The following is a 13,858-nucleotide window of genomic DNA, read 5'->3' as shown; positions in this document are numbered from 1 at the left end:
CGGGCGGCGTGGAGTGATCGGAGAGACGATGATTCGGATAGTCGACTACGGAATGGGGAACCTCCGCAGCGTGCAGAAGGCCTTCGAACGTCTGGGAGTGGCGGCGGAAATCGTTGCCACGCCCGACGAGATTCGCGATGCGGAAAAGCTGGTGCTGCCGGGCGTGGGAGCGTTCCGCGATGCGATCCACGAACTGGACCGCCTCGGGTTGTCCGAGCCGATTCGCGCGCACATTCAGGCGGACAAGTCGTTTCTGGGAATCTGCCTGGGACTCCAACTCCTGTTCGACGTCAGCTTCGAGGATGGAGAGTGGCGCGGGCTCGGAGTGATTCCAGGAAAGGTCGTCCGGTTTCCGGCTCTGCCCGATTTGAAAGTGCCGCACATGGGGTGGAATTCGCTGGAGCCGGTAGGGCGGCAGCCGTTGCTGGAGGGAATTCCCGCGGGGGCGTCCGTCTACTTTGTCCACAGCTATCACGTGGTGCCGGACGATGAGTCGGTCATCGCAGCCAGGACGGACTATGGAATCCCGTTCGTCTCGATGGTCGCCCGGGGACGGATGTTCGCGACGCAGTTCCATCCGGAAAAGAGCCAGAAAGTCGGGCTCAAACTGCTGGAGAATTTCGCCCGGCTGTGAGGGCGAAGACTTTCCGAGAGACAACCACGAATCACACGAATGAATGAGGTTCCCGGAGCGCTGCCAGGACTCTGACGGCAGGAAACAGACCTAGTGGCGGTCGATCCACGAAAGGCTGCTGACACGACGTCAGCATTCACGATATTCGTGCTGATTCGTGCCATTCGTGGTTCCTCTTCTGTGTCCGGTCAGCAAGCATTGAATGCACTTCGTGGTCCGCGAATTGGACCCTGTGAGATGAGGTTTTGTGAGCATGGAAATTCTGCCGGCGATCGATCTGCGGGGCGGGTGTTGTGTGCGGCTGCGGCAGGGGGACTACGCCCAGGAAACCGTCTTCGGCGACGACCCCGCGGCGATGGCGAAACGCTGGACCAACGAAGGCGCCACGCGATTGCATCTGGTCGATCTGGACGGCGCCAAGGCCGGCCGACCGGTCAACGTCGACGCGCTCCGGGCCATCGCGCGGACCGTGTCGATTCCGTGTGAAATCGGCGGCGGCATTCGCGACGACGAATCGCTGAAGCTGATTCTCGAGGAGATCGGACTGGACCGGGCGATCGTCGGCACCGCGGCGCTCAAGCAGCCCGACTGGTTCCGGGCGGCGGTCGAACGCTATCCGGGACGGGTGGCGCTGGGGCTGGACGCCCGCAACGGAATGGTCGCGACCGCAGGCTGGCTGGACGTCTCGCAGACCCCGGCCGAAGAGCTGGCGCTGCAGTTCCGCGGCCTGCCGCTGGCCGCCGTGATTTATACGAACATTGCAAACGACGGCATGATGCAGGGGCTGGACGCCGGGACGTTGCGGGACCTGGAACATCTGGCCGATCGGGGTTTCCCGGTGATCGCATCCGGAGGCGTGACGACGCTCGCCGATGTGCAGCAGTTGCTGGCGATCAGTCGGCGGCAGCCGCAGCTCGTGGGGGCGATTATCGGCCGCGCGATTTACGAAGGCGTGATCCGCGTCGCCGACGCCGTGGCCCTGACGCACGCCTCGTAACGGACCGCTCCTTCCAGCGCAGGCGCAACGAACGTGCAATCTCCGCAGGTGACCGGCCATCGATCCGGCGTGCTGCTTGTGCTGGCCGCCGTCGTCCTCTGGAGCGGCGGCGGGCTGGGAATGAAGTCGCCGGCCATCGTCGCGATTCCGCTGGAAGAGCGGGGGCCGGTGCTGGCCTGTTTCCGGGTCTTGTTCGCGGCGTTCTGCCTGCTCCCGTTCGTCCGCTGGCGACGGATGCGTTGGAGCTGGGGGCTGGCGCCGCTGCTGCTGTCCTTCGCCGCAATGAATGTGACGTACGTCTCGGCAGTGACCCGGACCACGGCGGCGGCGGCGATTTTCCTGCAGTGTACCAGCACGTTCTGGGTGTTCGCCTTCAGCACGCTGATCCTCCGGGAGCGGAGTGACCGGGCGGGAATTGCGGGACTGGTCCTGGCGTTGCTGGGAATCTCCCTCATCGTGGCCGAGAGCTGGCGGGGGGAATACTTTCTGGGAAATCTGCTGGGGCTGGCAAGCGGCGTCGCGTACGCGGGGGTCGTGCTCTCGCTGCGCGGGCTCCGGTCGGAGGATGCCGCGGGGCTCGTGTTTCTGGCCCATGCCTGCAGCGGGTTGCTCTTCCTGCCGGGCGCCGCCGGGATGGCAAGTTCGCTGATGCCGATCCAGTGGGGCTGGATTGCAGCCCTGGGATGTCTGCAGATGGCGCTGCCATACTTTCTGTTCGCCCGAGGCATCCGCCAGGTGACCGCGCAGGATGCGGTTCTGATCGGACTGCTGGAGCCGCTGCTCAATCCGCTGCTGGTCTGGCTGTTCTGGGGCGAAGTCGTGGACCGGGCGACGATTCTGGGGGGCTGCCTGATCCTGGCCGGCCTGCTGGTACGGGTGGTGTATCGCGAACCGGCGCCGTCGCAGGTCGCAGACGCTGCGTGATCGGCGCAATCCGGAACATCGGCGAGATCCCCTCAATCCACAAACACGCTCCGGAACCCTTCGTCGGCTACAGACGGCCGATTTGCAGAGTGATAAAGGCAACGTAGATTTGCGGATGACGTTGGGAAACGTCGAGACAGATTCGCTCTCCGCTTCAGTTCACCGGACGGCGGCATCCGCCGGACGCGGAATCGGCGCAGAAGGTAAGCACACCATGGCGGTTACGGCAGCGACACCTCGCCCGGCACGTTCAGCGGAGGAGCAGGACTTCGTCCAGCTCGCAGTTTCGCGGTTGCAGCCGGGCGCCGTTCTGACCTCGCCGATCTTCGATGCACGGCCCGGCCGGCGGCAGTTTCTGCTCGCGGCAGGTCAACAGTTGACCGAAGCGCAGCTCGAAACGCTGAGGACGCGCGGCGTCAGCCAGGTGCTCGTCAGCAAATCCGACCTGCGGAACATCTGCCCGGATTACGGCGCCACCCGCGACGCCCCGCCAGCCGCGGAACCTGTCGAGGCCATGCCGGTCGGCTGGAAGCGGACGCCAGCCTCGTTCTGCCACGAAATGCATCCAGCCAGCGGTCTCCCAGATCGAGCCACGGTCACGCGGTTTCAGGAGTCGTTTGCCGACTCGCTGAATGCCACGGATCGCTCACTCGAACGGATGGTCCAGGGCTCGACCGTAGAGCCGCGGGAGATCCTGCGAGTTTCCGTGCAAGGGCTGCATCGGCTCCTGGAAGATATTGACCTCTACGTGACACAAGGCATTCAACCGGTCGACGATCACTATCCGACGCGTCAGAGCGTGCAGACGGCGATGCTCGCCAGCGCCATGGGAACCGTCATGGGGCTTTCGCGGCCGGAATTGCTGGACTTGAGTCTCGGCTGTCTGCTGCACGATGCCGGGCTGCTCACTCTGCCGCGCGCGATCGCCCATCCACGCGCGGAGATGACGCTTTCCGAGAAACTCGATTACATGAAGCATCCGCTCTTCGTGGCGAATCTCCTCGAAAGTCAGGCTCAGGTCTCGCAGGGGGCCAAAATGGTCGCCGTGCAGATCCACGAGCGTCTCGACGGCAGCGGTTTCCCGAAGCAGCAGCGGGCGCCGTTGATTCATCCGCTGGCCCGAATCGCCGGCGTGGCCGACGCATATCTTTCGATGGTCTCTCCCGGACCGGTTGACCCCGGCATTTCGCCGCACCGGGCGATCGAGCAGATTCTGCAGGAGACCCGGAAGGGGCTCTTCGATCCAGGCGCCTCGCGGGCGCTGCTGCATGCCGTGTCGCTGTTTCCGCTCGGTTCGACGGTTCGCCTGCAGGATGGCCGCGTCGGCCGCGTGATCCGCAGCAATCGCGAAAACTACACTCGCCCCGTGATCCAGGTCGTGACGCGGACCGAAAGCGGCCAGCAGTCTGAGCTGATCGACCTTTCGCAGCGACCGGAGGTGGAAATCGCCTCGGCCGGTCCTGCACTCAAGACGATGTAGCCGAAGGCGCGACGGGGTCGACGATGACTGCCACGCGAAGGTCCATCACGTTGGTATGCGTCGGTCCCGTCTTGAGCAGGCCGTCGACGCGCGCGAAGAATTCGTAGGAATTGTTGATTGCCAGGAACGCTCCGGCGTCGAGCCCGAGCGCCGTGATGCGGGCCGCGATTTCTTCGTCCAGAAGCGCCCCGGCCGCGTCGGTCGGACCGTCTTCGCCATCGGTCCCCCCCGACAACAGGGCCAGACCACGGCAACCTTCGGCAGCCAGTTGCTCCCACGCGGCCAGGACAAGCTCCTGATTCCGCCCTCCCGAGCGGGGCAGTTCGGTGGGAGTCAGTGCCACGACCGGTTCTCCGCCGGACAGACCGCAGATGCGCCGGCCGGTCCCGGCAATTTCGCGCTGAATTTCACGAACCGCAATCGCCAGCCTCCGACCCGCGTCGGACGCAAAGCCCGCTTCATCGGTGGCGAGAATCCGCACTTCGCAGCCCAGCGCCGCAGCCGCCACGGCAGCGGCGTCAATGGCGCTGCGATTGTTGCCGATGATCGTGTTCCGGACGGACTTCGGATCGATGGCGGCTGGCGGAGCGGCCTGCAACGCGTCGAGTGCCCGCCAGACGCTCTCCGGAACGTCGTCGGCGGACTGAGCATAACGCTGCAGGATTTCGCGGGCGATGGCCGGGCGGAGCGGGGCCGTCGAGGTCGGACCCGAGGCGATGATGTCGATCGGATCGCCGATCACATCCGATATGATCAGCGTGCGAACGGGGCCTCCCCCACCGGCGCGCAACAGTCCGCCCCCCTTGATCCGCGACAGGCACTGGCGAACGGTATTCAGTTCGTGAATGTCGGCGCCGCGTCGCGACAGGAGCCGCGTGAGGGCGAGCTTTGCGGGGAGGTCGATTCCACGAGGCGCGGGAAGCAGGGCGCTCCCTCCGCCGGACAGTAGCACCAGGCAGAGATCGAACGGACCGACGTCACCGGCCATTGCGAGAATCTGCTCCGCCCCTTCCACCCCCTCCGGTCGGGGTTCGTTGCATCCCGCGGGCCGCGCGGGATGCAGGTGAATCCGGTCGAGCGCGCGGACGCAGTCTGCCGGAACATTGACCCAGCCGGTCAACTTCTCCGCAGCGACCTCCGGTCCGAGCGCCTGCTCGACGCCGGCCGCCATTCCGGCCCCGGCCTTGCCGCCGCCAACCACAATGATCCGGCGTAGACCCGCCAGCGACCACGATTCGCCGCAGACGACGAGTTGATCGCCGCGGCATTGAATCGCCTGCTCGACCAGAGCCTGCGAGTCGACCGCGCGGACGCCGGCTCGCCAGATCTGTTCAGCGACGTCTCGGAGCAATGCAGATTGCGTCACGGCGAGGGCCTTCCCGGCAGTGTTCTCGGAGCCGAACCAGTGTTGCGTTCCAGACGCGACCGGATGCAGGTCGAGTCGACCCGCGACGGCCGCTCGTTTCGCCGCGAGGCTCCGCCACGCCGAAAAATTTCGGTTCTCGCACGAGCGAACGGGGAAACACCCGGCACATTCCAAATCACCGGCATCGATTCCGTATCAGGCCGTCATCCAGTCTTGTCCCCTCTCCCGCTGTCTTCAGTGGGAGAAGGCCAGAGTGAGGGTCTTCGAAGTGGTCGGGGTGTCGTCCACGGAGCAATGTCAGCGCGCCTCACCATCGTGGCCGGCGATTTAGACTCTCGCCCCTCTTTCGACATTTCGCCTTCGTCATTCGACATTTCTTCATCGCGTGAAATCTTCAGCCTTCCCCGACTTCTCTGCGGCCTCTGCCAACTCTGCGTCTCCGCGAGAGATCTTCTCTTGATCAGCCGCCAAACCGAACAGCTTCCGCAGGCGGCCCGACCCGCGTTTCCGGCACGATACGCGTCCGCGGCATCCCTGCCCAGTCTCGACCGCCCCCGACCGCCAGCGTCGATTCCCCGTTGCCATCTCCCCCGGATCGGGTCGATGACTTTCCTTGGCACGGCTCGCCGTCTGGGCAGTTTCCCGTCCCCGCCCCACCGGCAGACCATTTCCTCGCCTCCGGAGAAGCGTTAGAGTGACATGATGGCCTGGATCGGTGGAGGATGGAATAAAGGTCGCAGGATGGGACCCCAATCAAGTGGAGCCAACGTCTCCCGCAGGGAATTTCTGCGCGCAGGCGGCCTGAGCATGGTCGGCTGGTCGCTCGCTGAGCAGGCGGCCCTCGCCGGCTGGCGGCCCGCCCATCTCGCCCGCCGCTGCATTTTCGTCCTGATGACCGGCGGCCCCAGCCAGCTCGAAACCTTCGATCCCAAACCGGACGCCGGCTCCCACATCCGCGGCCCCTTCCGGGCGATTTCCACCAGCGTTCCGGGACTGCAACTCTCCGAAACGCTCCCGCTCCTCGCCCAGCGGGCCGACCGCTTTTCGCTGATCCGCACACTTTCTCACGACTTCGCACCGCTCCACGAAACCGGCCTCCAGCTCCTCCAGACCGGCCAGCTCGCCCGTCGCGGCCAGACCTTTCCCCACTGGAGCTCCGTCGTCGCCCGTTACGGCGGTCGTTCCAGAAATCAGACCTCCAGCCAAATCCTGCCTCAACCGTTGGATACTGCCGACTCACGCGCCGATCTCGGCCAGACCGCCGGTCTCCTCGGCGACGACTACCAGCCGCTGGCCGCCGCGACCCCCTCCAACGAAGACCGCGAACTCCTCCGTAAGCACTACGGAGACACACGCTTCGGCCAGCTCCTGCTGCAGGCCCGCCAGGCAGTGGAGCAGGGGACACGTTGCGTCACCGTCAACTTGTTCGATCGACGGACCGACGACGTCACCTGGGACTGCCACGGCGGCGAACAGGTCGGCCGCGGCACAATCTTCGACTACCGCGACCACCTCTGCCCGCAGTTCGACCGCGCCCTCGCGGGCCTCCTGGACGACCTTGCCGAGCGCGAACTGCTGCAAGACACCCTGGTCGTCGCCACGGGCGAATTCGGCCGCACGCCGACGATCAACGACCGCAAGGGCCGCGACCACTGGCCGCAGTGCTGGTCCGCTCTCCTGGCCGGCGGCGGACTCACCGGCGGAGCCGTCTGGGGCACCAGCGACGCCACCGCCGCCACACCCCTCGACCGCCCGGTCTCACCCGCCGAGCTCACCGCCACGCTGCTCCACTGGTTCGGCATCGCCGGCGACCAACTCCCCTACGGCCCCGGCGAAAATCCGCCCCCGCTCCTCGCCACAACGCCCCTCACCGCCCTCTGGTCATAACAATCCGTCAGTCAGAATCACAACCCGCGGCCGCGCATCTCCCCACCGGAGCCAAACCGCGCACCCCCAATTTGCGATTTGCATTTTGTCCTCGTTCCCAGGCTCCCGCCTGGGAACGCCCTCTTCCGAGGCTCCGCCTCGACTGCCGTCTGACCGCCAACGAGGCGCCAACCCGAAGGACGCAGAGCGTCCGAAGACGGAATTCCCAGGCTCCCGCCTGGGAACGAGGCGAATGAATCTCGCTTCGCCACCATCCATCGCAGCCGTACGCGGCATCCACGCCCAACCCAGCTCTGAGTCGGCACAAACCGGCCACGCCGGTCGGCAGCGGGGCTGCCCCCGGCGGCGGTCAGGCGGCTTGCTGTTCCGGCGGTTCCCACTGACGCAGCACCTCGGTCACCCGTGGTTCCGCGATTCCCAGTGAGCGGGCGATCGATTTCCCGTCGAAGCCCACCTCGGCGAGATCCAGTACCCGCTGCGTCTCTTCCGCGGTCAGCTCGCGGTCGATCAGCGTTGCGCGCCGCGATTCTGTCAGCAGCACCGTCAGCCGCTGGATCTCCCGGTCGGCGTCCAGAATGAGCTGGTCCAGTACGGTCAGGCGGTTATCGATCCGCCCCTCGACCGCGCGCATTTCGTCGTGCAGCCGGACTTCCATCTGCTGCACGAGCCCCTGGGCCGAGCCCTCAATGGCCCGCAGCTCTTCCTGAAAGTCCTTGACCGCGTCCTTCTGCTGGCTCAGCCGCAACCGCCGCTTGCCGTGAATCACCGACCACATCAGGGCGCCTCCCGCGGTGATCAGCAGCCCCGTCTGAATCCAGTCGCCCATCGCCGAGTCCCTTCGGCAAAGTCCCTCGTTCTGTCTGAACTGACTGCAATTCCCCGGATTGACCACGAATCACACGAATCAGCACAAATGATTCAAACGGGATCGACTCCCAGTCCGTCGCTCACCGCTTCGGCAAAGCTCCGAACCGATCACAACCACCGCTCCGGCAATTCCATTCGTGCAAATTCGTGTCATCCGTGGTTCACTCCGAATCCGTGAACCTTAATGATCATGGTCATGCCGGTGGTCATGGTCGTGATCGTGCCCATGATCATGATCATGATCGCAGTCCGGCCCATGATCGTGGTCGTGATCATGCCCCGGCTCGCCGTCTTCCTCGTCCTCGTCTTCATCCTCGCCCGCTTCCAGCAGGAAGGTCGCTTCCACCACGCGGTAGACCTCCCGCAACGGCACGTTGTTGGCCTTCGCGATCTTGACGCAATCCTCGTACTCGGGAGTAAACACCGCCGCCTCGCCCGGTCGCCAGCCCAGCTTCCCCTTCACGTCCCCCCAGTCGGTTTCCAGCGTGAACGACGTCCGTTCCCGCTTTGACCGCCGGACCGGAATCCGCCGGATGCCGAACGTCTCCGTCTCTTCGAACAGAATCGTTTCCAGCTCCTGCACGTCCCCCGGCTCGGCGATAACGCTCAGCATCGTCCCCGGTCGATCCTTTTTCATCTGAATCGACGTCGAATAGACATCCAGCGCCCCGGCCGCCAGCAGCCGTCGCTTCGTATACCCGATGATCTCCGCCGAGACGTCGTCCAGATTCGTCTCCAGCAGCACCACTTCGTCGAACGTCGGGTCGTCCGCCTTCTCGCCGATGAACAGCCGCAGAATGTTCGCCTGCTGCTTGAAATCCTTCGTCCCGGCCCCGTGCCCGACAGTCTCCAGCGTCAGCTCCGGCAGCCCGTCGACGAACCGGTCGACCATCACCTGCAGAATCGCCGCCCCGGTCGGCGTTGTCAGCTCCGCCTCGATCGGCACGTCGCGGAGCGGAATCCCCTTCAAAAGCTCCGCCGTCCCCGGCGTCGGCACCGCGCACACCCCGTGAGCGATGTTCACCGAACCCCGCCCGGTCGGCACCGACGTACACAGGATCTCTTCGACCCCCAGCAGATCGAAACCGACCGCCGCCGCCACGATGTCCACGATCGAGTCGATCGCGCCGACTTCGTGAAAATGGACCTTCTCCGGGTCCATGCCATGCACGGTCCCCTCGGCCTGCGCGATCGCCTCAAAAATGTTCAGCGCCAGCTCGCGCTGATCCTCCGTCATGACCGGCGAGCGATCCAGAATCTGGCGGATGTCCGTCAGATGCCGGTGCGCGTGCTGTTCCGGATGCCGGACGTCGAACTTCACCGCCCGGAAGCCGCACCGCTGCACGTCGCTCACTTCGACTTCCACCCCCGGCAGCCGGAGGGAGTCGATGACCTTCCTGATCGCGGAAACATCGACGCCCGCGTCGATCAGGGCCCCCACCATCATGTCGCCGCTGATGCCGCTGGCGCAGTCGAGATACGCAATTCTCACGAAACCGATCCGATCGCTCTGGAATTCAAGGCGGAGCCGCGAGCCCGACGGACCTGCGGCACCAAACGCCGGCATTGTAACGACTTAGGCCCGTTCAGCCAGAGCGAACCCCCGGCAGGAAGCTCCAAATCTCAAACACCAAATCTCAAACCGCCCAGTTTATTGCGGCTTGGCACCACCCTGCTGGCGAATCTGGTCCAGAATCGAAGGTTTCGCAGCCGGAGGATCGGCCGGCACGTCCGGGACTGCGGGCTCTATTGCAGGGGCCTTCTCGACGGCGGCCTTCGCAGCTCCCTGCTTCCGAATGAGGTCCAGCGGGCTCGGTTTCGCCGCCGGTTCTGCCCGAGCGGGAGGCGCCTCGGCCGGCTTCGCCGCCCCTTGTTTCCGGATCAGATCCAGCGGCGACGGAGCCGCGGTCGGAATCGAATCGACCGGCTCCGTCGGTTTCGCAGCTCCCTGCTTCCGGATCAGTTCGAGAGGCGAAGGACCCTTCGCGGCCGGCGTCGCCTCGGCCTCGGCCTTCGCAGCTCCCTGCTGGCGGATCAGATCCAGCGGGGAAGGGGGGGAGGCCGCCGGCGTCGCCGGCTTGGCCGCCCCCTGTTTCCGGATCGCATCCAGCGGATTGACCGCCGCCGTGGGCGTCGCTGGAGCCCCCGCAGCGATTGCCGCCTCGGCCTTTTCCGCAGCCTTCGCCGCCGCCGGAGTCGGTTTGGGCGGCGGGGCGTCCACCACGGTCAGAAACGTCGGATCGATATCGTACCAGCCGACGTCCGCCGGGCCATCGAACTCGACCAGCGCCCGGCAGTTCATATTGACGGTCTTGACCAGGCCGGTCCGGGCGGCGAACCGCCGCAGTTCCGGCACCGCGCCGTCCACGACCACAAATTTCCCGGTCAGCGTGCGCTTCAGCTTTTCCGCCAGATCGATCGACATGTCATCCGCAATCCAGAACGCGTTCCATCCAGGAGCCCTATCCGTGCGGGCATTGTCGACCACTCGCCGCATCCTGACAAGGACAGACCGGCTTTCGCGGGGGCAGGTTCGGCCGCGTCTCGCCGGATCAGGAGGTCAAGGCATTCCCACCGCCGGTTCATCCCACAACGCCAGACATCCGCGAATCACCGTTCGCAGCGCATCATCCCCCTCCAGCCTGAGCGGGTGAAATTCGCAGTCCCAGGGGAGATTCGGCATGAGCTCGTGGAGCGTCAGCGCCACCGGCTCCAGGTCCACCCGTTCTTCGACGCAGAACAGCAGGACGCCCGATCGAAAGTCGGCGGCGTTCAATTGAAAAGTGGGCCGCCGCAGCCGGCGTTCGTGAAACAGGTCTTCCAGCACCGCCTGACGTAAGTTGCCGCCACTCAGCGTCGAGCGAACCGTCGAACCTTCAAAGAGCAATTCGCCGACGAACTGATTCAATCGAACTGCGTGCGCCGGGAAGGACTGGTACAGCGAGTCCAGATCCCTCAGTCCGCCTGCCGGATTGCGAACCCAATCGGCCAGCAGCGGTTCCAGCTTCAATCTCAGACCGGCCGAATCCATTTCATCTGCCGTGACGATCCCGGTCAAATCGGCCCACTGGAACGCGTTTGCCGTCTGACGCCCGGACTGCGACGGACACCAGTCCGGCAGAGTCCGAGACTCCTGCAGCATCCAATCGATCTCTTCCACCGCCACCTGGATCGCCTCGTGCGACCAGTCATTGTGTTTGTGCAGTACCTCCAGATAGGCCAGCGCCCGTTCGCGGGCTGCGTCAGTACGGATTTTCAAGCAGACGGCCAATGCATCGAGATGTCCCCACAGCCAAGGCGTTGAATCCAGCGGCGAGAGCTGTCGAAGTTCATCGAGATCCTGATCAATAATAATCCACCGATCGTCAATTGCGGCGGCATGCCAGCGAATCCGGAAGATTGACCGTCGCCAGAGCGTACTGCGGGCGTCACGCAGGACCTCCAAGCACGACTCGCCGAATGCTGCTTCCGGCTGGCGGACCAATTCGGCCAGGAATAACTGTCCGAAGAGTCCACTCAGCCCCATCGCGCGGACGTGGGGTAAAAGCATCTCCAGCGGTGTCGCGTCCGGAGCGACCTGCGGCGCGAGACGGACCAGCCAGTAACGCCGGATCGCAATTCCCTCGTGCTCCGGCGAATGCCGTCCGAGTTCGACGAACTGCTGGTAAGCCTCGCTCGGCTGACCATCAACCGCCAGTTGCCACGCGGCAGCGATCCGCTGTGAAAGCAGCGGATCAGGCTGTCCTATCGCTTCGGGCTGCCGGTCGATTCTGTCCGACGGCTGTTGCACAAAGGGATCGGCATTCCGAGATGACTCCGGCTCCTGCGGGAACAGGGCTTCGATCGAAGGGAACGGCAGATCCCAGCTCGCCAGTCGCCGCGGAGTCTGTTGCCGGACGCGTTCATATGCCTTGCGAATCCGTTGGAACTCCGCGGGAAACCGTTCCGGCTTGTATCGAAGGATGAGCTTCACGTAAGCCCGACGAATGACGTCGCGATCGGCGTCGCAGGGAATTCCGAGCAACTCATAAGGATTCGTGGGCCAATCGGAAATGTCATCGGGAAGATGGTGTTCAGTCATCGGCGTCCTCCCGTCCCGTGGCTTCCGGCAAATCGCGATTCCCCGCAGTTGGAGTTGGAGGGACGTGTGAAGTCGACGCCTGGGCGCGTCGCTCGATCCCGCGGCGAATCGACGTTTCCGGATCGAATCCCATCCGAATCAACTCCCCCGTGTCGACAGTTTCCACGCGGCCTGGACCGAGCACGCGATACCGTGGCCCGAGTCCGAGCCGGCTGCGCCGGTCGTCTTTTTCGAGAGCAATCCCGTACTCGTGAATTCGACTCGCCCGGGAATTCGGTGCAAATCGCGACCGTTGACTCTCACGTTCCGTCGGCGACTCGACCGCGTCGCGCGCGGGAATCCCGTACGTATGTCGTCGCGGTATCCAGTCCCGCAACGCCAGCAGCAATACCGATAACACGAAGATCAGCAGCATGATCCAGCGTTGGAAGACGAAGCCTCCCAGACTGACCACGTCTGCCATCGCTCGCGACGGCTCCGCATGGCCTTCATCGTAAATTGCCTGTCGACTCGCAATCCCCATGCCGTCGGACGATGCCAGCGCGGCAGCGAACTCCTTGAGTTCAGAACCCGAAATTGCCGCGGCACTTGCCGCTGAGACGAACTCTGGTGCAAGGCGATCCAGTCGCACATCCGTGTCGTCGAGGGCGTTCAGAAGTTTTTCGCTGGACTCACGGCACAAGTCCGCGATCAGCGTCCGTCGCAAAGCGGGCCTGTGACTCGGCGGCGCCATAAAGCTGGCGATCAACGCCCTCTCCGCCGGAATCAGCGCACGCTCTGTCAAGAGCTCGACCGACAAACCGATCCGGAACTGCTCAAGTCGTAATGCCAGCCCTGGAAACTCCCCGCAACGCTCCCGCAAGTCCCGCCAGACCGCATCCCGTTCCGGCGGCGAATGCTCAAAGAAACGACCAGCAAAGGCCTCGATCTCGCATTGCAGGGCTTCACGCCGAGCCAGCCGCCGATAGTCCGCCGTCGCCGGCGAACATTCCAGCGGGGCCGTCCCCGCCAGAATCTCCAGCGCCGCAATCTGCGCCCCATCCGGCAGAAAGCCGCAGCGCTGCAACGACTGCCAGACGCCTTCCGGGCCGTCAGTCTCAACGTGCAGTTGCTCGCGCGCCCAGGCCAGTTCCACGTCGCGACAGCCCGCACGGACTTCCGCAGTCGCCTCCGACGGTAGCTCCGCAGACTGCTCGCTCGACATCCCAGCCCCCGCCCACGACCGTCACAACTCTCCAGGCTCCCGGCCTCAAAACAGCGTTGCGACACACAGTATACGCAGCCACAGACCCGCAGAAAACCACGGAATCAGGCTCCGCACGGGCTGCGCAAACGCCATTGTTTTCACCCTCACTGACCTCGTCCCCAGGCTCCGCCTGGGAATGCTTCTTCCGAGGCTCCGCCTCGTCTTCTCACCCGTGTTGATTCGTGAAATTCGTGGTTCCGTCTCACTCGTCATAGTCGCAGGGGACAAATTTCCACATTTTTGCAAAAAACTGCCAAACTGCTCTTGAAAATCTCCCGTACCAGAGTGAACGTGCGTGACGTCGGCGTGGGAAACGACATGCATGCACGCAATGGGGCAACCCGGAGCGCTCGAGCGAATCCCCGCCGGCCAGCGG

11 protein-coding genes are annotated in these 13,858 nt (G+C 64.5%); 5 read left to right on the top strand and 6 right to left on the bottom strand.

The window, feature by feature from the left end; translation table 11 throughout:
• The first annotated feature begins 28 nt into the window (after positions 1–28).
• From hisH to SH412_RS15200, 4 genes are all read left to right on the top strand, one after another.
• Positions 29–634: an imidazole glycerol phosphate synthase subunit HisH gene (gene hisH / locus SH412_RS15215; RefSeq protein ID WP_419555810.1), complete on the top strand. Its 606-nt coding sequence runs from the start codon at positions 29–31 to the stop codon at positions 632–634.
• A 253-nt stretch (positions 635–887) separates the two neighbouring features.
• Complete coding sequence (gene hisA / locus SH412_RS15210; protein ID WP_336518865.1) at positions 888–1,631, top strand: 1-(5-phosphoribosyl)-5-[(5-phosphoribosylamino)methylideneamino]imidazole-4-carboxamide isomerase; 744 nt, start codon at positions 888–890, stop codon at positions 1,629–1,631.
• A gap of 33 nt (positions 1,632–1,664) precedes the next feature.
• Positions 1,665–2,555, top strand: a complete 891-nt coding sequence (locus SH412_RS15205; RefSeq protein ID WP_336518864.1) for a DMT family transporter — start codon at positions 1,665–1,667, stop codon at positions 2,553–2,555.
• Between the two features lie 214 nt (positions 2,556–2,769).
• Positions 2,770–4,035: an HD-GYP domain-containing protein gene (locus SH412_RS15200; protein WP_336518863.1), complete on the top strand. Its 1,266-nt coding sequence runs from the start codon at positions 2,770–2,772 to the stop codon at positions 4,033–4,035.
• Here SH412_RS15200 and SH412_RS15195 read toward each other — a convergent pair.
• The gene (locus SH412_RS15195) at positions 4,022–5,401 is read right to left on the bottom strand and encodes a glycerate kinase type-2 family protein (protein ID WP_336518862.1); all 1,380 of its coding nucleotides are present in this window, start codon (positions 5,399–5,401) and stop codon (positions 4,022–4,024) included. The genes SH412_RS15200 and SH412_RS15195 overlap by 14 nt on opposite strands.
• An 807-nt stretch (positions 5,402–6,208) precedes the next feature.
• Here SH412_RS15195 and SH412_RS15190 point away from each other — a divergent pair.
• Positions 6,209–7,288, top strand: a complete 1,080-nt coding sequence (locus SH412_RS15190; protein ID WP_336518861.1) for a DUF1501 domain-containing protein — start codon at positions 6,209–6,211, stop codon at positions 7,286–7,288.
• Positions 7,289–7,637: 349 nt separating this feature from the next.
• Here the strand turns inward: SH412_RS15190 and SH412_RS15185 are convergent, their stop codons facing one another.
• From SH412_RS15185 to SH412_RS15165, 5 genes are all read right to left on the bottom strand, one after another.
• The gene (locus SH412_RS15185) at positions 7,638–8,114 is read right to left on the bottom strand and encodes a hypothetical protein (RefSeq protein ID WP_336518860.1); all 477 of its coding nucleotides are present in this window, start codon (positions 8,112–8,114) and stop codon (positions 7,638–7,640) included.
• Between the two features lie 222 nt (positions 8,115–8,336).
• Entirely contained in the window at positions 8,337–9,647 is a 1,311-nt protein-coding gene (gene larC / locus SH412_RS15180; RefSeq protein WP_336518859.1) for a nickel pincer cofactor biosynthesis protein LarC, read from the bottom strand.
• 159 nt (positions 9,648–9,806) lie between these two features.
• Positions 9,807–10,580 (bottom strand): hypothetical protein, encoded by a 774-nt coding sequence (locus tag SH412_RS15175; protein WP_336518858.1) that lies wholly within the window; start codon positions 10,578–10,580, stop codon positions 9,807–9,809.
• Positions 10,581–10,715: 135 nt separating this feature from the next.
• A complete protein-coding gene (locus SH412_RS15170; RefSeq protein WP_336518857.1) occupies positions 10,716–12,236 on the bottom strand; it encodes a J domain-containing protein in 1,521 nt (506 codons plus the stop codon).
• Positions 12,229–13,440 carry a hypothetical protein gene (locus SH412_RS15165; RefSeq protein ID WP_336518856.1) on the bottom strand — a complete coding sequence of 404 codons (1,212 nt, stop codon included), beginning with the start codon at positions 13,438–13,440 and terminating at the stop codon, positions 12,229–12,231. The genes SH412_RS15170 and SH412_RS15165 overlap by 8 nt, the downstream gene beginning before the upstream one ends.
• Positions 13,441–13,858 lie beyond the last annotated feature (418 nt).

The sequence above is a fragment of the Planctellipticum variicoloris genome (assembly GCF_030622045.1).
Classification (GTDB): Bacteria; Planctomycetota; Planctomycetia; order Planctomycetales; family Planctomycetaceae; genus Planctellipticum; species Planctellipticum variicoloris.
This window is presented reverse-complemented; position numbering and strand designations above follow the sequence as displayed.